15 protein-coding genes are annotated in these 17862 nt (G+C 54.5%); 7 read left to right on the top strand and 8 right to left on the bottom strand.

What is annotated here, in order from left to right:
• Positions 1-112 precede the first annotated feature (112 nt).
• Positions 113-943: a condensation domain-containing protein gene (locus tag OCY70_RS12615; RefSeq protein WP_213427015.1), complete on the bottom strand. Its 831-nt coding sequence runs from the start codon at positions 941-943 to the stop codon at positions 113-115.
• Between the two features lie 223 nt (positions 944-1166).
• On the opposite strand from OCY70_RS12615, the gene OCY70_RS12610 reads away from it, so the two are divergent.
• Positions 1167-1724 (top strand): transposase, encoded by a 558-nt coding sequence (locus OCY70_RS12610; RefSeq protein ID WP_213427027.1) that lies wholly within the window; start codon positions 1167-1169, stop codon positions 1722-1724.
• Between the two features lie 409 nt (positions 1725-2133).
• Here OCY70_RS12610 and OCY70_RS12605 read toward each other — a convergent pair whose 3' ends face one another.
• Complete coding sequence (locus tag OCY70_RS12605; RefSeq protein WP_213427016.1) at positions 2134-3168, bottom strand: right-handed parallel beta-helix repeat-containing protein; 1035 nt, start codon at positions 3166-3168, stop codon at positions 2134-2136.
• A gap of 295 nt (positions 3169-3463) precedes the next feature.
• Positions 3464-3622, bottom strand: a complete 159-nt coding sequence (locus OCY70_RS12600) for a hypothetical protein (RefSeq protein ID WP_213427017.1) — start codon at positions 3620-3622, stop codon at positions 3464-3466.
• A 102-nt stretch (positions 3623-3724) separates the two neighbouring features.
• On the opposite strand from OCY70_RS12600, the gene OCY70_RS12595 reads away from it, so the two are divergent.
• Positions 3725-4075, top strand: a complete 351-nt coding sequence (locus OCY70_RS12595) for a DUF1360 domain-containing protein (RefSeq protein WP_213427018.1) — start codon at positions 3725-3727, stop codon at positions 4073-4075.
• Between the two features lie 138 nt (positions 4076-4213).
• Here the strand turns inward: OCY70_RS12595 and OCY70_RS12590 are convergent, their stop codons facing one another.
• Positions 4214-5287, bottom strand: a complete 1074-nt coding sequence (locus OCY70_RS12590) for an FAD:protein FMN transferase (protein ID WP_213427019.1) — start codon at positions 5285-5287, stop codon at positions 4214-4216.
• Positions 5288-5530: 243 nt separating this feature from the next.
• Here OCY70_RS12590 and OCY70_RS12585 point away from each other — a divergent pair, with 243 nt between their 5' ends.
• The 4 genes from OCY70_RS12585 (at position 5531) to OCY70_RS12570 (ending at position 12716) form a co-directional block, all read left to right on the top strand.
• Entirely contained in the window at positions 5531-8647 is a 3117-nt protein-coding gene (locus tag OCY70_RS12585) for a GNAT family N-acetyltransferase (RefSeq protein WP_261944890.1), read from the top strand.
• A complete protein-coding gene (locus OCY70_RS12580; RefSeq protein ID WP_261944889.1) occupies positions 8634-9512 on the top strand; it encodes an amidohydrolase family protein in 879 nt (292 codons plus the stop codon). Before OCY70_RS12585 ends, OCY70_RS12580 begins: the two co-directional genes overlap by 14 nt.
• Positions 9513-9828: 316 nt before the next feature.
• A complete protein-coding gene (locus OCY70_RS12575; RefSeq protein ID WP_261944490.1) occupies positions 9829-11034 on the top strand; it encodes an IS4 family transposase in 1206 nt (401 codons plus the stop codon).
• A 323-nt stretch (positions 11035-11357) separates the two neighbouring features.
• Complete coding sequence (locus OCY70_RS12570; RefSeq protein ID WP_261944888.1) at positions 11358-12716, top strand: IS1182 family transposase; 1359 nt, start codon at positions 11358-11360, stop codon at positions 12714-12716.
• An 854-nt stretch (positions 12717-13570) separates the two neighbouring features.
• On the opposite strand, the gene OCY70_RS12565 is transcribed toward OCY70_RS12570, so the two are convergent.
• On the bottom strand, positions 13571-14395 hold the full coding sequence (locus tag OCY70_RS12565) for an AraC family transcriptional regulator (protein ID WP_213431180.1): 825 nt from the start codon (positions 14393-14395) through the stop codon (positions 13571-13573).
• Between the two features lie 162 nt (positions 14396-14557).
• Between OCY70_RS12565 and OCY70_RS12560 the strand changes: the two genes are divergently transcribed.
• On the top strand, positions 14558-15016 hold the full coding sequence (locus OCY70_RS12560; protein ID WP_213431179.1) for a DinB family protein: 459 nt from the start codon (positions 14558-14560) through the stop codon (positions 15014-15016).
• A gap of 70 nt (positions 15017-15086) precedes the next feature.
• On the opposite strand, the gene abc-f is transcribed toward OCY70_RS12560, so the two are convergent.
• The 3 genes from abc-f to OCY70_RS12545 form a co-directional block, all read right to left on the bottom strand.
• The gene (gene abc-f / locus OCY70_RS12555; protein ID WP_261944887.1) at positions 15087-17018 is read right to left on the bottom strand and encodes a ribosomal protection-like ABC-F family protein; all 1932 of its coding nucleotides are present in this window, start codon (positions 17016-17018) and stop codon (positions 15087-15089) included.
• A gap of 97 nt (positions 17019-17115) precedes the next feature.
• Entirely contained in the window at positions 17116-17268 is a 153-nt protein-coding gene (locus OCY70_RS12550) for an RAxF-45 family protein (RefSeq protein ID WP_213431177.1), read from the bottom strand.
• A gap of 144 nt (positions 17269-17412) precedes the next feature.
• Positions 17413-17859 (bottom strand): hypothetical protein, encoded by a 447-nt coding sequence (locus tag OCY70_RS12545; RefSeq protein ID WP_249725642.1) that lies wholly within the window; start codon positions 17857-17859, stop codon positions 17413-17415.
• Between the last annotated feature and the right edge of the window lie 3 nt (positions 17860-17862).

Raw genomic sequence — 17862 nt, 5'->3', positions numbered from 1 at the left:
GATATCGCAGATCGTCATCGCATGGCGCTGAAAATCGTAGAGCAAGCTGCCGTCATAAAAAATCGATGGCGACATACCCGCAAGCCTCTACGTGGGCATGGAACGCCAGAATCTACTCCATCGCTGCCAGCTTCCGCTCGATCGGGAGCTGCCGGAACCGGTAGAAAGAAGATTCCGGGTGAGTATATTTGGCGGGCGGCGGGAACGATTCATGCGGATGGAGACTCTCCCCCTCCATCCAATCGAATACGGCCGCATAGCCGTCTCCCGCCCCGAAATGCTCCCGCAGCGCAATCAGATGCGGATGCCGCAATTGATCATATAGCGGCATCGCCTGCTCCAGCCGGGCGATCGCATCCCGCGGATCCCCCTCATACCGGACATATTGAGAGGTGAACCATCCGATAGTCCGCGATATATTCAGTCCCTTGATGATGTCTTCCCGTCCGTGTGCCTCCACATGAACCTGAAACTGAATTTCCCCCGTCAACGAACGAAAGGTTAGACCGAGCGCCGCCAAGAGGATATCGTTCATTTCCGTGTGGAACGCCTGATGCGCCTCCTGAAGCAGCAGTCGGGTATGCTCCTGATCCACACGCAATCGAATCACTCTCTTATCCTTGAAATACTTCCTCTTCACCTGCCGCTTGCTTGGCAATGGGACTTGCCGCGCCTTGCGTGCCATCTCGATCCAAAATGGAATTTCGTTGAGCAGTTCAGGCGAAGCGGCATATCGATGCAGCTCGTTAGTCCAGGCTTGATAGGAATCGCTCTTGTTCGGAAGCTTTATTTCAGTACCGCGGACAGCCTGCTCATATGCTTTGGCCAAATCCTCGAGCAGTATTCGGAACGAGACACCATCGATCACCAGATGATGAACGGCCGGGAATAAATGCTCTCCTCGGCTTGAACGGAAAAGTGCCGCCCGAATGATCAATGTCATTAAGATAAGGCGCGGAAACCATAATCAAGCACAAGAGCAGGTTATCGAAAAGATTGCCCGCTCTTTTTTTTGTTTCAAAAGAAAATCAAGACTTAACAGGGGAGATGGATATGTGTGGCGAAGACCGAAGGGCGCTGGCGACCATGGTCGACCGTTCCCCGATCAAGGGAAAAACCATTGTGCTTGCCGATCCAGGTTATGAAAGTTACAACAATTCGCGCATCTGGAATTCAAAGGGTGGAGCTATGTCATCCGGGTAAAGGATTTGAATTCGAATGGTATTCTTTCGGGATTGCATTTGCCCGTTGACGGAGAGTTTGATCGGGACGTTCATCTGACACTCACCAAAAAACAAACCAAAGCGGTCAAGGCTCACCCAGAGATGTACAAGTTCGTCCCTTCCACGTCAACCTTTGATGTTTTGGATTTGCACGAGAACTTGTTTTACCCGATTTCCTTTCGGGTGGTTCGTTTCGTCCTGCCGAGTGGCGCTTTTGAGACCGACATTAGGAATCTTACCGCCACGGATTTCCCACCGGGTGAAATCATGTCTATGTATAACATGCGATGGGGCATTGAAACCTCATTCCGGGCATTAAAGTACACCGTCGGTCTGACGAATTTTCATGCAAAGAAACGAGAGTCCATCACCCAGGAGATTTTCGCAGGAATGATCCTGTACATTTTCGCTGAAATGATGACCTCGCACGTCGTCATTTCCCAAATGGATAAACGGCACCCATTATCAAGTCAACTTCACGGTTGCCGTTCACGTGTGTAGACACTTCCTGCGCTCAAGGGACGATGAACCCTCGCCCGATGTTGAAGCACTGATCCGCAAAAACATTTTGCCGATTCGACCCGTTCGCCCAGGGCAGCAGAATACGCGCAAAGCCCGCTGGAAATCAGTGGTTAGCTTCGTCTATAGAGTAGCATAATTCGTTTCATATGAACATTTTTTTAAGCGGATCTTCCCTCCGCTTTGTTTGCTGTACACTTTTTTCCTTGCTTGCATACAAAAAAAGAAACGGCACAGGGTCTTTTCCCATGCCGTTTCAGATTCCTATGTTTTCGGCTCTTGTCTTTGAGCTAAACTTAATGACATTCCCCGCAAGGTCCCTTCATTCTCTCCCTCGTTCCATATACACTTCCAGCCAGCCGGCGATTCCTTGCTTTGCTTGCCCCGCCTACTATTGAACCGTCACGTTGCCCTTGTACATATTGCCTGCAGGGGTTCTTGTGTTCTGAATGGCGGTCGCCGCCGCGTTGCCGTAGGCCCCGATGACATAGACGGAAGGATCGGTCAGATAGAGCGTATTATGGGCAAATTCGTTGTTCAGGCCCCAGCCCGATACCACCTGGTGAACCTGAAAAGCGTCGGCGATGTTGCCGTTGCCGTTCTGGTAGCCGATATTGCTGCGGATGACGGCGTTGTTGCCTTTCACGTCGATGAAGCTGTCGGCATAGTTCGCCCCGCTGATGCCTTGGCCGTAAAAGGTGCAGTTCTCTACCACCGTGCCGATCGTTCTCTCCTTGATGTCAATATGCTCCGCGGCGACGTTAGGTCCGAAGACGACATTGCGGATCGTATTGTAATGCGTGTTCTGGTTGTAGCTGGCCCCTTCCGCCGAGCCGACATAGACGCCCTCGCCGTAGCCGGGCCCGGTCTTGCCCGTGTCGTGAATGCGGGAGTTCTGAATGGTGCTGTAGGACGATCCGTCACGGAAATGAACGGCTTCCATTCCCGTGTCGTAAACCTCCACATCGGTGATAAGCGTATGATTCGAATGATCCAAGATGATTCCTTTCTGCGCATTGGTGAATTTGAGATTGCTGATGATCCAATAATCCCCGCGAATGCGCAGACTGTAGCCGGAGCCGACGGCATAACCGGACAGAACCGCCGGGTTCTCGGGATCCTCGCTCTCCATCCGGATCGGCTGGCTTGAGGTCCCGTTCACATCAGAGGAGAAGCTCCCCGTATAGGTGCCCGGAGCCAGCACGATCCGCTGGCCGGGAGCAACCTTCTTCAAGGCGCTCTGCAGGCAGGAAGCGGTTCCGCAGGCGATCACCTCATCGGCGGCCTTCCCGGCCGGCACGCTGCGCGATTCGGCGTGAGCGACACCCATCGCGGCGAACACGCTCACGAGAAGCAGGATGGCCAATCCGGCACTTCTTCCCCTTTTCGGCTTGCGCCCGCATCCGCTGCTTGTCATCGTCATCATTGAACATCCTCCTTTTTACAAGTGACCGTAGTCTCACGATATAGTTTAACCGCTTTAATTATATAATGTTCAACCACCGGAAATCATTCCTGAGGATGCGATTTTGTCAATTTTCTTTTGGCGCGATGTTCATGCCGCATTCATCTCTTCGACAGACAGCCCAAAAAAACCAGATGGACAGGTCTGGTCTTTTTGGGCTTCCGCTTCTGGCCTCACTTGCGCTCCCGCCGGGAACCAATTAAGGAACCGTTACATAGCATATGGTATACGGACATCTCTCCATAGGGACAGAATCTTATTTGTGCCAATGAGCTTGCGGGCTCGCCACGCCTTCGATCTTGCGCGCCGTAACGACAATTTGCTGCGGCGGAGACGATACTCTCGTGTTATTCACGACCTCTATCGTTCTGCCTGGCTTGGAATTGAGCCGATTCACCGAATTGCAGAAACACATCAGCGGTCACCTCCATTTCTCTTACCTCGCTCTATGATATGCAATTGGAAGAGAGAAGGATTGGACAGGCTGGTATCACGCATTTATGAAGGAGGACCTGGCATGGAGGAATTGACCTGGATTCACCTGGTCATTCTGGCGCTGGCATCGTTCCGCCTGACCCACCTCATCGTCTACGACGAGATCACCTGGCCGCTGCGGGCGCCCTTTATGGCCGTCACATACGTGCCCCAAGACGATGGAACCGTCATCCGGAAAGTCGATATCCGGGGCACAGGCTTCCGCCACTGGATGGGAACGCTGCTGAGCTGTCATTGGTGCACCGGCATATGGTGCGCCGCTTTCCTGACCGCCCTGTACTGGTACGTGCCAGCTTCGTTCCCTCTGCTGCTGTTGTTGGCCGTCGCCGGAATCGCCGCCCTAATCGAGCAGTTCGTGCTTAATCGATTGTAGATGGCGGCAAGCCGGCCCGCTGGGCGCATCAACCGGTCAAATGGACCGGTTTTTTTGCATGCCAACGAGCCGGATCGAGCTCGTCTTCAAGCTCCATCCGGCTCCTGCGGCGCCTTCGGTTCCAGGCAACAGACGGAATCAATCCGCATCAGCAAGGGTATACTCCGGGCTCGTAAGCTTAATCTTCCCCTGCAATCCCGAAGTCACGTGCACCTTGTTATCCTCCATAATGAACATGCCTTCCACATCAGGCGTCTGCTCCAAAAATGCCAGCCCCTCCTGCAACCCTTTCACAATCGCTGCCGTAGAGAGCGCATCGCCTGCTGTGGCGGTCCCGCCGATAATGGTCACGCTTTTGATCCCGTTCTGTGTCGGCGCTCCCGTGTTCGGATCCAGGATATGATGATATCGGATCCCGTTGTCTATAAAGTAGCGCTCATAGACGCCGGATGTGCCGATCGTCTCATCTCGAAGCTGAACGATGGCAATTTGCTCCCCTCGCTCCCGGTCCGGGTCTTGGAGCCCGATGCGCCATACATCTCCCCCAGGCTTGCTGCCAATCGCCATAATCGTGCTGCCGCCCAGATCGATAATCGCGCTGCTTACCTTCTCCTGACGCAGGTAGGCAGACACCAGATCTCCCGCGTACCCTTTGCCGATCGCTCCAAGATCAATAGACATGCCTGCCTGTGCCAGCTTGATCGTCTTATTTTTCTCATCCAATTCAATGTCCCTATAGTTAACTAGCGACTTGGCCTGCTCAATGAGATGGTCAGCAGGGGGATGCTGCCCGCCAGCTCCGATCCTCCACAGCTTCACCAGCGATCCGATACTCGGATCGAAAGTCCCCTCCGTAGCTTGGGCGTACTCTACGGACTTTTTCACCAGATCGAAGGTCTCTTGCGAGACTTTAATCGCTTCTTTTCCTGCGGCTGAATTCACCCGGGAGATTTCACTCTCCGGATTGCTCATATTGATTTGCTGATCGATTCGATCCAGAAGCTTTTCGATGTCGCCAAGATGCTTCTCCGCCGCTTCATCACCGTACAGCTTCAACTGAATCACCGTATCGAATTTTAGAAAGGTCTTGGTCACAAGCGAATCTTTCGTGCTTGAACCGGAAGCGCTGGACCACACAAAATATCCAACCCCGGAAATGACGAACAAAAGAATTGCCGCCCCGATGATCTTTACCTTTGTCATGTTCGTCATATCAATGTCCCCCCACTAGATGCTGTCAAGAAAATCATGAAAAATTATCGTCGATGTTGCATATGGATGTAAGTGATCTATATCATGTCACATGCGCATTTCGCCTGTCGACATCCTCGCAATGCTTTAGAATCGACTCCTTCATATTCTTTTGTATTTCCAAGAAACTTCGATTACTATTCCCCGTATATATATGCATTGTCACATTATACCAATCTAGCAGGAGAGCAAGGAGGGCGTGGAATGAATCCGATGGCGATCGTCCGCTACCGGCCGGAGTATGCGGCTGGTATAGCAGAAATGTGGAACCGCAGCCAGGAGGGCTGGGGCGGTGGAGATACGATACGTACGGCGGAACGGGTGCGAACGGAGGAAGAAGGATCGGACGCGCTGGAAGTCTATCTGGCCATCGATGAGGATGCTGTGGTCGGCTACTGCAGCCTGTTCGAATATCGCGAGGATACCGGAGCGCTCTATATCGGACTGCTGAACGTGAGGCCGGATTATCACGGACGCGGCATCGGCAAGATGCTTGTTCGCGAAGCGCTGGATGCGACGGTGCGGCTAGGCTGGCCCCGCCTCGATCTCTATACATGGGCAAGCAACACGAAGGCCGTTCCGCTGTATAAGCGATGCGGTTTTTTCTGGGAGGATCGGGAAGATGTGACCCACCTGATGAACTTCATGCCGGCCGTCTTGAATACGGAAGCGCTCTCCGCCTATTTCGATGACATCGACTGGTACGAGGACTCGACCCGGGAGATCGAGATTAAGCCGGATGGCCGCAAGGAGAACGGCTTTGATTATTTCGCGTATACATGGGAAAAGAACGGCGCCTCGCTGCGCGTCGAATTCGAACGCACCGGAAGAGGGATCCGGCTCATCGAGACCGACGATTATCTCATCAGCGCCCAAGCGGAGCAGGCGAAGCCGGTCTTCGGCCGCTCTTATGCGATGGAGTACCGGGTCATGAACAAATCGGGCCGCCCGCTTCAACTCGATCTGCGGGGAGAGAACGATCGCAATATTCAATTTGAGTGGGAGCATCGGGCCGAAGTGGAAGGCGAAGCGACGATCCGTCCGAGCTTCTTCGTCGGTCCTGTCGAAGAAGAGCAAAGCACATGGCGGACATGCCCCCGCGTGACGACGCGGATGCGCATTAACGGCAAAGAAGCCCTGTTCCAGATCGGCATCATTCCCCGGTTCCCTGCCCAGCTCGAGTGGAAGACGCCGAGCGAGAGCGCCTACCCGGCTGTAGGCGGCACCTTCTATGTGGACATCGAGAACAACTTCGCGGAAGCGGCTGTATTTCGCTTCACGCTCCCTGACAGCCCGGTGCTGGCCTTGGGGCGACATGAATTCGAGATCCCCCTGGAGGCGAACGAACGGACTTCCATCCCCGTCCCTTATCAGGTGCGCCAATATGGCTTCTATTCGCAGCAGGCCGAAGCCGAGTCCCGGTTGTCCGACGGAAGCGCCATTCCGTTCACGAGAACGATCAGAGCCGGCTTCAGCGGTCCCGGCGCCGCCTTCGCCGGCGAGACGGAGAAGCATTGGCAGTTGTTCCACGGACATTTCTCCATCAGGTTCAACAAGGAATGGAACGGCTTCGCGCTTCTCTGTCCCGGGATGACAACCTACGCCGAATTGGGCTTCCCGAAGCTGGGCAAGCCGTTCTCCACGGAATTCTCGAAGAAGAAGCCGGTATCGATACATCCGATCCGGGAGGAAGGGGCCGTCGGATTGTCGCTGCGCTATCAATCGGCATCGTTTCCGTCGGTCTTCTTGACCGTGAACGTCCTTCTGTATGGGGAAGGAACCGTCGCCTATTGGCATGAAGCCGAGAATACCGGCGCCCATCCTGTCGCCGACCTGTATGTGAGCCAACTGGTGCGCTTCGGACTGCAAGGCGCCGTCCTGCCTTACAACGGCAAATATATCGCGCTGAACGATATCACGGCCAGCGAATTCAGCTACTGGGAAAGCCGCAATATGACGGAACCGTGGATATTCATCCAGCACAGCAGCGTCCCGCTCGGCATCTGCTGGCCGAAGACGCATCGCGTGCATATCGAGGGATGGTGCATCAGCCTCGAAGCTTCTCTCGGAAGTCTGGGGCCGGGAGAGAAGGCGGTCTCGGACCCCCTCCATCTGACGATGGGCGGATACACAGACTGGACCCGCTTCCGCGCCTTCGCGATGCAGGAGCCGGACATCCGTTCCGATCTCCGGCTTACCGATCCGATCGAGCTGATCCTGAACGGAAATAATCCGGTGCTCCGCTCGAAGCTGAACGTGACGATCCAGGATCACCGGCTGGTGCAGAGCGAGGGGACGATCTCGGTACAACTGCGCCGGGAGCCCCATGCGGCCGCACTTGAGTTGGACATCGACGACTCCGGGATCACAAGCTGCACCCTTCCGGCGCCGAAGCACCGCATCGAGGTCGTCGATGCGGCGGTTCATCTGCCGACGCATGACGTGAAGCGAAGCTCCGTCGTGCTGATGCCGTCGGACGAGCCGATCCGATGCGAGCGGCAGGAAGGACAAGCCGGACCGACCTATGCCGCGGACAATGGCGTACTGCGAGTGGCGGCGTCCCCTTCCTTCTACCCCGGTCTTCACTCGATGCGAGCAGGCGGCGAGGAATGGCTGTCCAGCGGCTATCCGCTGCACGGGCCGCGATCATGGTGGAATCCGTATATCGGAGGTCTGATGTACGACATCGGCGGCCTGAGCCCGCTCTCGATCCTGAAGGAGCGCGGCACGGCGGAATTCGTGACCCTACGGGACAGCTTCGAGAATGAATGGCAGGGCTTGAAGCTGACGCTGGACATCCGCCAGCATGACAACTACAAAGGCTTGAAGCTGCATCAATATTTTCTGATGCTGTCCCGCGTGCCAGTCCTGTGCGCCTTCTCCGAGATCGAGCAGAAGACGGGCCTCAGCCTCGATCATCTGGACTGGAGCACATCAATATTCATCCAGGCCGGCGATTCGCTGGAGGGCTTGCGGGTCTCCATGAAGGACCCGGACGGATCCCGCCGTATATTCCGGCCCGGCAAGGGGGAGCTCGAAATTCCGGAAGCGCGGCATCTCGTCTTCGAAGCGGATAACCGGGAGCAGCAGCTTCATGTCTTGATGGATGGGATCGAGCGCCACTCGCTCGTCTATGCCAATAATGAGATTTGTCAGGTGGAGTACGATCGCGAACGCCGGATCCCGAACGGAGTCTGCGTCCGAACGGATCCGTTGTTCCTGCTGTTCTCCCCTGACCGCATCGAATTCGAAGCCTTGGCTTCACTGCAGCAGATCCGGTTCCCGGACGAGAAAGGAAGGGATGCGAATGAAGATCATTGACGCCCATATGCATCTGTCCCATATCCAGGAGTTCAAATCGACCGCCGCGGAGAAATCATTCGTTGATTATAGCCTGGACGGGATTCTGAAGGAATACCGCGACAACGATGTCGTGCTCGGCATTGGCATGGGGCTGACCGAGACGAAGCCGGGAGGGTTCCCGGACGAGGACGCCGCGACCCCGATGGGGCTCGACCTGGTGGAGGCGCTGCCGCCCCAGCTCGTCTATTGCCTGGGCATCAATCCTTATCGCCTCGGCACGCAAGAGCTGGAAGCGCTGGAGCGCGATCTGCAGAAGCCGGAAGCCGTGGGCCTCAAAATCTATCTGGGTTATTACCCCTTCTATGCCTGCGATAGCGTCTATCAGCCGGTCTATGAGCTGGCCGCCGCCTATCGCGTCCCGGTCGTGTTCCATACGGGCGATACGTACTCGGAGCGCGGGCTGCTCAAATATTCGCATCCGTTGACGATCGACGAGGTGGCCGTCACGCACCGGAACGTCAACTTCATGATGGCGCACTTCGGCGATCCCTGGGTGCTGGACGGAGCGGAAGTCGTCTACAAGAACCGGAACGTCTTCGCCGATCTGTCCGGCCTCATGGTCGGCGACACCGCCAATTGCGACCGGCTCAAGGACTCGCCGCTGTTCTTCGCTCATCTGCGGCATGCCGTAACCTATTGCGATCATTACGACAAGCTGCTGTTCGGCACCTACTGGCCGCTCGCTCCCCTGGAGGCTTACATCCGGTTCGTGCGGGAGCTGATCCCGGCGGAGCATCACGAAGATGTATTCTACCGGACGGCGCTGAACGTATTCCCGAAGATTCAGCCATTTCTGGAACACGGAGGGCAAGGGCCGCGCTAGCCATGGAACAGATAGCAGGAGGGATGCGCTCCGATACCGCTTCGGGGGCGCGGCTTCCACCGGGATGAGGGATCTCCCAAAAATGCTGCGTAGCTGCAGCAATTTCAGGCGTTTGAGCTTATATTTTATGAAATTCCTGTGTAGATGCATCTTTTTCGCACTAGCCTTGCACCAAACCTGACATGAAAAATATATTTCTCATTAATTACTTTTTCTTCAATTTATTGATCGATTATATCTGGTAACTCATAAAAAAATCTCCTAATGTTGAAGGATAGGCATGTTACCCATTCCCTCACCAAAAGGAGAAAAGACCATGGGTAATATACCAGATCAGACCGTCATTTGTAAATGCCTAAATTTGATTCAGCTCTCGGACGACGAATTCCCAATCTTCAATTATCGACGAAAGTTTACACTCGTGAGAGCGATCAAACTACTCATTGATGCTCAATTGAATAAACGCACGGACCTCGAAGATATCTGCAACGCGTTGCGTGCGAACGAACAGCTGCAGCAGGCGATCCACTTGAAATCCATTAGCGCTTCCCAACTCGTACGTACACTCAGAGCGTTGCCTTTACCGGTGTTGCAGCAGCTATGGATTCAAGTGACACAACGTTTGCAACAACTTTATCCGAAGCAGGGTATCCCCGGCATCGGGAAACTGAGCATTGTCGATTCAACGGTACTTACACTCCCTGATGTCGCTGGAAAATGGGCCTACTGCTCCAAACACAGCAACGGGGTAAAGATCCACACCAAACTTGCTGTTTGCGACCCGGATACCGTCTATCCCGAAAACATTGTTTGTTCCACACGAGGCGTTGCTGACAGCGAAGTGGCTTTGGATCTGGTGATCGATAAAGATGCCATTCATGTTTTGGATCGCGGGTACATCACATATGGTCACTATAAGCAGTGGCTGGATGATAATCTACGCTTCGTGGCACGCATTAAGAAAAGCAACAAGACGGCGATCATCTGCGAGCACGAGATCGATGAAACGACGCCTGTGGTGCGTGATGCTGACGTGATCGTGAGCTACAAGGATGAAGAAGGCCATGTGATAGAAGCCCAGCTCCGGTTAGTGGAGTATACCGATGAGAAGAACCGCCAGTACCGTGTGCTTACGAATGTCTGGGATAAGTCCGCAGCCCAAATCTGCGAGATTTATCGGCGCCGCTGGATGATTGAATTATTCTTTAAATGGATGAAGCAACATATGAGCTTAGTCCATTTGTACAGTTTCCATCCAGAGGCAGTATGGAACCAGATTTTTTTAGCCTTCATCGCATATGGTTTAGTCATGTTGGTCCGGAAGGAGGCTGACACCACTCAAACGCTATGGTCATTTCTAAAGCTGCTTCGGGTCTATATGAATAAAACGTGGGATCAATTTTTGATGGCACTGCACCGCAAACCAACCAAGCACTCGAAGGGCAGGCGGAAGAAACGAAAGGGTGGTCGACCACGAAAACACCCAAAGCAATGTAAGACCGTTAAAGTGGTGATTAAATAGGTAATAATGGCATATTAACATTTGATGGTAACATGTTCCTATGGTTTAGTAGGAGATCGACTTTTGGCTTTGCTAGGAAAAAAGAAACTGTAAATATATATAAATAATGATTATTAGTTCCGTATCTGGAGTTTAAAGTCTTCTTCATGTCAGGTTCTATGCAACGCTAGTGTCTTTTTCGCTGAATTTCTCTTATTTTTAATCGATAAGACTAAAATTCCTGCAGTTTTCAGAGTGTTGAGAAAGTCTATGTTAATCACCCATTCACCGCGTTAATTTGGTATAATATTCTTATCATAATCCATGGAAAGCGCGGTGTTTGTATGCTTTACACGAATGATCCCAACCCACAACTGGACTATGAACTGGTTTGTCTTGAGCATATGGTTGCCCCTGATCACTTGCTTCGTCATATCGATAAACATATTGATTTTACCTTTATTTTGGACCTTGTGCGTCCTTACTACAGCGAGTCGAACGGCCGACCATCTGTGGATCCCATTGTGTTCTTTAAAATGCTGCTGATCGGCTACTTGTATAACATTCGCTCAGAGCGAGAACTGGAGCGAGTCGTCAACGATTCCCTGGCTTTTCGGTGGTTCTTACGGCTCGGGCTTTCCGGCAAAGCGCCTGACCATTCGATCTTTAGCTGGAACCGGAAAAATCGGTTTAAGGATACTACCGTCTTCCAAGATATCTTCGATAATATCGTTCAGCAGGCGATTCAGCACAACATGGTGGGAGGGCGGCTGCTCTTTACCGACTCCACGCATATCAAGGCAAATGCCAATAACGGACGGTACGAGAAACGAGAAGTCACTTGTACGCCTTATGAATATCTCCAAGAGCTGGAGCAAGCCGTGAATGAGGATCGGGTCGCTTTTGGAAAAAAGCCACTGCCTCCCAAAGAGGAGGCCGAAACCAAGGAACAAAAAGTTAGCTTAACAGATCCGGATAGCGGAAACCTGAATCGGGATGGAAAACCGGAAGGGTTTCATTATTTAGATCACCGCACCGTAGATCATAAATACAACGTGATTACGGACTGCTACGTTACGCCTGGAAATGTGAATGATTCGGTTGTTTATGTGGATCGTCTACTACATCAAATAGAGGAGTTTGGCTGGGAAAAGTCGCTGGAGGCCGTTGCACTCGACTCTGGTTACATGACGGCCTATGTTTGTTACCGTACGAACAAATTAAACATCACGGCAGTTATTCCAGAGCGTTCGACCCGTGAACACGGTGTATTTCCCAAAGAGAAATTTCATTATGATGCAGAAAAGAATGTTTTTATCTGTCCAAACCAGCAAGAACTCACGTACCGCACCACAACACGAAAAGGATTCAGAGATTATAAATCCGATCCCAAACAATGCGCTGCCTGTCCATTATTGAGCAAGTGTAACGAGAACAAAAATAAACAACGCACCATACAACGGCATATCTGGGAAGAACACAAAGAGAAAGTAGTTCAAAACTTCCAGAGTGAGAGCGGAAAAGCCGTTTATGCCCTACGCGCCCAAACCATTGAGCGAAGTTTCGCGGATGCCAAAGTGCTCCATGGACTTCGCTATTGCCGGTTTCGGGGAAGAGACAAGGTGCAGGAGCAAGTGCTAATGACAGCCACTGCACAGAACATAAAAAAGATAGCCACACATCTCGCCAGAAGGGCGGGGTAAAGCAAAGACCCCATCCCCCCTCCATTCTCTCTCATCAAACACCACTTTTTCCCAGCGAAATGATATTACATTGATATTACTTCGTAAAAAACAGGGGTTTTCCAACAGCCTGAGTTTTGCAGGAATCCCATTTCGGCATTGACTCGGGTATCCTAATCCTGCAGTTTTACAGTATTATTGGGCATGCCAAGAGATGAACTCCCGTTAAACCAGATGAACCAGATGAACCAGATGAGTCTGATAGATCAGATGAGTCAGGTACCCTGATGGGGGTGTCCCAAAAGTAGTATTTCACTACAGTGAGACAGCCCCCCCCTGATTCTCAAAGCTCGACTCGCCGAAGACTGCAAAACTGCAGCTTTCCTTTATGACGTGTACTCCGTTACAGGGAATCCTGCAAAACGGCATCAATTTCTGGCTATCCAATCGATAAAAGACAAAAATCGATGAACATCATGTAATTTTGCAGGAATTTCATCAAGTAGCGGCTTAAAGAGCAGAAATTGATGCATCCACGCAGCATTTCACTGCTTCATCCATCTTCCACCAGTTTGCACCGCCGTTTTTCCCGCATCCGCATTCTCTGTTACCTCGTCATCTCCATCATTTTGCAGTGCCTGTGAGACACCCCCATCCTCACGCTATAGCTAGCTCACCCTCTTGCTCTCAGTGTCTGCTCCGTAGAGCTATGTCGTCTCTCTTGCTCTCATATCTCGGCCTTTTGCTTAATATTCTATGCGGTCAGGCATACACGGGGCCTTTTGCTCAATATCCCATATAGATGACCCGCCATCGCTGCCCCAGGAACTCGACAACTCCTCCATCCCTCCGTACAGCTATGTCATCTCTCTTGCTCATCTCTGCTCCGGATGGCGGAGCTTCCTGGCGTACTCCTCCGGCGACACGCCGACGAATGCCTTGAAATCCTTGATGAAATGGGCCTGATCGTGATAGCCCAGATCCGCCGCCAGGGCAGCCCAATCCGGCACGGCGCCGGCGGCCGCCATCCCTGCCGCCTCGTGAATGCGGCTGCGCTGGATGACCCATTTCGGCGATACGCCGACATAGTGCAGGAACAAGCGCTGCAGCGAGCGCGTATGAAGCGAGAACCGCTCCGCCAGCTCCTGGACGCGGGTAATGTCCCGGCTGTCCACGACCGTCTCGATGATCCGGTTGACGAGCTTCACGTTGTCATCCGCTTCCGGCAGCCGTTCGCGCAGGAACCCGTCAATGATGCGGCTCATCGCCTCTCCGTCCTCTAGCGTGAACAACGCTTGCTCCATCGGGCCGCTGTCCGTCCCGAACACGTCGCGGAAGGGCAGCGTTCGTCCGGCGAGGCGGGACATCGGCTCGCGGTACAAGGGATAAAATCCCCCAGGCTGGAAGAGCACCCCGGCTACCCGTCCCTGCCCTTCAAGCACACGCTGGGATCTTCCGCTCACAATGCCGTACACGGCCGTGTTATCCCGCTCGAACACCAGGTTCACCCCGGGATGCTGAAGCACCTCCTGCACATAGGGCGGCTGGCCTCGCAAATCCCAGGCAATCATCCAATAGTGCTTGACGGCATGACGAAGATCAGGCGCCGGCAGATGGCGGGTAATGCGGAATTTCTGTTCGCCGGCTGCGGCATACAGCATGCCTCTGACGTCCGGCTCGCGGTTCGGCTTCGTATCCATCGTTCACGCTCCCGTTGCAAAATAAAACTCGGTATTCGCGCATCGCATTTGTCGAATTTGTCGCATTTTTACAAGACCAATTCATGATATTCTGCTATAGTTCCCATGTTAGCAAGTGATAGAATAGGTCGCAAATCAAATGATTATGGAGGGTGAATGAGAATGCAGCAGACGGAAGCATTGCTGGAGGCGTGGATGAAGCAGCGGACGATACTGGAAAAGCTGTTGCTGGCCATTCCGGACCAACACGCCAACTTCGCGCCGTGGGACGGGGCGATGACGGTAAGCGCACTGGCTCAGCATATCGGCGCTTCCGCCGATATGTTTATCAGGCTGGCCAAGACGGGAGAGGGACAGATCGGCATGCCGCCGACCGTCGAGTGCCCATCGATGAAGGAAGTGCGCCGCATCGTGCAAGAGTGGACCGCGAGCACGGCCGGGATATTCAGGACCTTGACCGCTGAAGATCTGGAGACGGTCTACCATTCGCCATTCCCGAATCTGGACGGGCCGCGCAGCAAGCTCGTCCGGCTCGTCATCGATCACGAGATTCATCACAAAGGACAGCTCTTCGTGTACGCCCGCATGCTCAGGGTGAAGGAACTGCCATTTCCCCTGTAAAAACAAAAAGGAAGGATCGGGGGAAGAGGGACCAGCCGCTCTCCATTTTGCCCGATATCCTTCCTTTTGCTTAGTCTAACGATTCCTCCGCTTCCATCCACTCGCGGTACAGCTCATCCAGCTTCTGCCGCAGCCGGGACTGCTCACTCAGCAGCTTGGGACATTCCGCCTCCTCCGCCGGGCTTGCGGACAGCCGGGCCATCTCCTCCTCCAGCAGGCGCAGCCGCTCCTCGGCCGCCGCAATCTCCTCCTCCCACCGCCTTGCCGGCTTGGGAGGCTTGGAGCCTGCCTTCCGTTCCGCCGGCTTCCGATCAACCTGCGGCCGCTCCGGCTCTGCCGGGATCGCCGCCGCGGCGGAGCTCTGCAGCAGCGCCTGCAGCTTCTCCCGGCATTCCTCGTAATTGCCGAGATGAACGGTCAGCTCCGCCTGCTCCAGCAGCCACAGCTTCTGCACGACACGATTCATGAAGTAGCGGTCATGCGAGATGACAAGCAGCGTGCCGGGGAACGAATCCAAGGCTTCCTCCAGCGCCTCCCGCGAGTCGATATCCAAATGGTTGGTCGGCTCGTCAAGGAGCAGCAGGTTCGGCTTCCGGTACATCAGCAGCGCCAGGCGCAGCCGGCTCCATTCGCCGCCGGACAACTGGGACACCCGCTTGAACACGTCGGAGCCATAGAACAGGAAGCGGGCCAGTTCGCCCCGCGCTTCCCCTTCTTCCATCGCCAAGGCGTCGCAGAAATAACGCAGCACAGTGGAATCGTCTGGCGGCGGGGCTTCCTCCTGGGCCAGATAGCCGATGTCCACGCGGGAGCCAAGCCGAATCTCGCCCTCGTCGTAAGGAATCCCGCCGATAATCATCTTCATCAGCGTGCTTTTGCCCGCGCCGTTGCCGCCCATCAAGGCGACGCGCTCGCCGTACAGCAGCAGCGCGCTCGTCGCGCGCAGCAGCTTCCGCTCGCCGAACGATTTGGAGACGCGATCCAGCAGGATCACCTGCTTGCCGGAGCGGTCCTCCTGCGTCAGCGTCAGGTCCATCGCGCGCCGTTCCAGAATCGGGCGCTTAATCTTGACCATACGGTCCAGCGCTTTCTGCATCGAGGCCGCCCGGCGGTGGAAGCCAGGGTTCGGCGGATTGGCGCGGTTGCCCCATTCGATCAGCTGCTTGATCGTCTCCTGCATCTTTTTGATCTTCTTCTGCTGCTCCTGATAATCGGCAAATTGCTGGAGCAGACGCTCCTCTTTTTCCTTCTGGTAGCCGGAATAATCCGTATGGTAGACGAAGGCTTCGCCGTCTTCGATCTCGATAATCTTGCCGACGACCCGATCGAGGAAATACCGGTCATGGGACACGACGACCACGACGCCGGGATAAGACCCGAGGAACGTCTCCAGCCATTCGATCGCCGCCATATCGAGATGGTTCGTCGGCTCGTCAAGCAGCAGAATATCCGGCCGCTTCAGCAGCAGAGCCGCGAGGCCGACCTTCGTCTTCTCTCCGCCCGAGAGCGAGGCGAACGGCCGCCCGAACTGCCCGGCGCCAATCCCCATGCCAGCGGCCACCCGCCGAATCGAAGCCTCCATCTCATAGCCCCCCGCTTGCTCGAACCGCTCCATAATCTGTCCGTACTGGTTCAGCAGGAGCTGCATGGCCCGTTCGTCCGCGCAGACGGAAGGATCGGACATCTTCACCTCCAGCTCCTTCATCTCGCGTTCCCAGCACCTCACCTGTTCAAAGCCTTCGGCCAGCGCATCATAGACGGTCGCTCCGTCCCCGGCCGACGGCACCTGGGCGAGCAGGCCGACCGTCGCGCCTTTGCGGATGAACAGTTCTCCCTCGTCAGGAACCGAAGCTCTGTCCAGCAGCCGCAGTACCGTCGTCTTGCCCGTGCCGTTCCGTCCGATCAGGCCGACCTTCTCCGTTTCCCCAATCTCGAACGACACATCAGAGAGCACCAGCTCGGCCCCATAATATTTCTTCACATGCCACAAATGAATTACCATGGTCAACGTCCTCCTCCGGGCGCGCGCTCTTCCCGGACCGGAACAAAAAAAGACTGCAGGGAAACATCCCCGCAGCCTTAGGTCAAATCATACCCGTTCAGGTCAAGGCAGGAGAGTCTTCACGCCAATTCGTCACATTCGTATTCGCAAAAATGGACACACCTATCCCGTTGACCACTGCAGCATGGGTAATGCCAAATAATGCCATAGGCAATTGGCTAATGCGAATCGTTGCGACGCTGCGGTTCATCTCCTGCCTCACCTCCTGTTCATGCTCTGCGATGAGAGCGTAATTATTCCATATTATACCCGAAATTGACGATGCAGTAAAGTACCGTCTGCCGGACACCCATCGCCAGGTTCGCCAGGTTCCTCCGAGCCCCATCCGCAAGCATCACCGCTTCGTCCCCAAGGCGGATACGGCAATCTCCATACCGGATTCCGGCATAAAGCCAATCCGGTATTCCCGCTCCTCATCCGCGATCATGACCGACGCGAAGCCGGCCGGCCCCTTCTTCTGCGGCAACAGGCGAATCATTCCCCGGGCGAGCTCCCATTCATAGGCGGACGCTCCGATGGAAGCAGGCTCCGGCAGCCGGTACGCCTGACGGTATTGGCTCACCTGCGCAAGCGGATCGGCGGCGGCCACATCCACTCCGCATAACCGCAGCGGGCTGTCCCATGTCCGGGACCGTTCATATTCAATCAGCCACGGCATATCCTGGCGGATGAAGGCCGTTCCGAATGGGATGAACGAGCCGTCCGCCAATGGAGCTTGCTGCCGCCAAGGTCCCACGTAAGCGACGCCTCGCTTTTTCGCTTCCTCAACGAAGGCGGCCATGCC

Origin of the sequence: Paenibacillus melissococcoides, assembly GCA_944800085.1 — a bacterium.
In the GTDB taxonomy this organism is placed as follows: Bacteria; Bacillota; Bacilli; order Paenibacillales; family Paenibacillaceae; genus Paenibacillus_B; species Paenibacillus_B melissococcoides.
The sequence above is the reverse complement of the archived record's forward strand: the minus strand, read 5'-3'. Positions and strand labels throughout refer to the sequence as shown.

What these genes read in the sequence shown, in the direction of transcription:
- OCY70_RS12550 (WP_213431177.1), bottom strand. Translation starts at nt 17,268, where the DNA reads ATGAACCGCAGCGTCGCAACGATTCGCATTAGCCAATTGCCTATGGCA.
- OCY70_RS12615 (WP_213427015.1), bottom strand. Translation starts at nt 943, where the DNA reads ATGACATTGATCATTCGGGCGGCACTTTTCCGTTCAAGCCGAGGAGAG.
- OCY70_RS12605 (WP_213427016.1), bottom strand. Translation starts at nt 3,168, where the DNA reads ATGATGACGATGACAAGCAGCGGATGCGGGCGCAAGCCGAAAAGGGGA.
- OCY70_RS12570 (WP_261944888.1), top strand. Translation starts at nt 11,358, where the DNA reads ATGCTTTACACGAATGATCCCAACCCACAACTGGACTATGAACTGGTT.
- OCY70_RS12600 (WP_213427017.1), bottom strand. Translation starts at nt 3,622, where the DNA reads ATGTGTTTCTGCAATTCGGTGAATCGGCTCAATTCCAAGCCAGGCAGA.
- OCY70_RS12565 (WP_213431180.1), bottom strand. Translation starts at nt 14,395, where the DNA reads ATGGATACGAAGCCGAACCGCGAGCCGGACGTCAGAGGCATGCTGTAT.
- OCY70_RS12575 (WP_261944490.1), top strand. Translation starts at nt 9,829, where the DNA reads ATGGGTAATATACCAGATCAGACCGTCATTTGTAAATGCCTAAATTTG.
- OCY70_RS12580 (WP_261944889.1), top strand. Translation starts at nt 8,634, where the DNA reads ATGAAGATCATTGACGCCCATATGCATCTGTCCCATATCCAGGAGTTC.
- OCY70_RS12590 (WP_213427019.1), bottom strand. Translation starts at nt 5,287, where the DNA reads ATGACGAACATGACAAAGGTAAAGATCATCGGGGCGGCAATTCTTTTG.
- OCY70_RS12585 (WP_261944890.1), top strand. Translation starts at nt 5,531, where the DNA reads ATGAATCCGATGGCGATCGTCCGCTACCGGCCGGAGTATGCGGCTGGT.
- OCY70_RS12595 (WP_213427018.1), top strand. Translation starts at nt 3,725, where the DNA reads ATGGAGGAATTGACCTGGATTCACCTGGTCATTCTGGCGCTGGCATCG.
- OCY70_RS12545 (WP_249725642.1), bottom strand. Translation starts at nt 17,859, where the DNA reads ATGGCCGCCTTCGTTGAGGAAGCGAAAAAGCGAGGCGTCGCTTACGTG.
- abc-f (WP_261944887.1), bottom strand. Translation starts at nt 17,018, where the DNA reads ATGGTAATTCATTTGTGGCATGTGAAGAAATATTATGGGGCCGAGCTG.
- OCY70_RS12560 (WP_213431179.1), top strand. Translation starts at nt 14,558, where the DNA reads ATGCAGCAGACGGAAGCATTGCTGGAGGCGTGGATGAAGCAGCGGACG.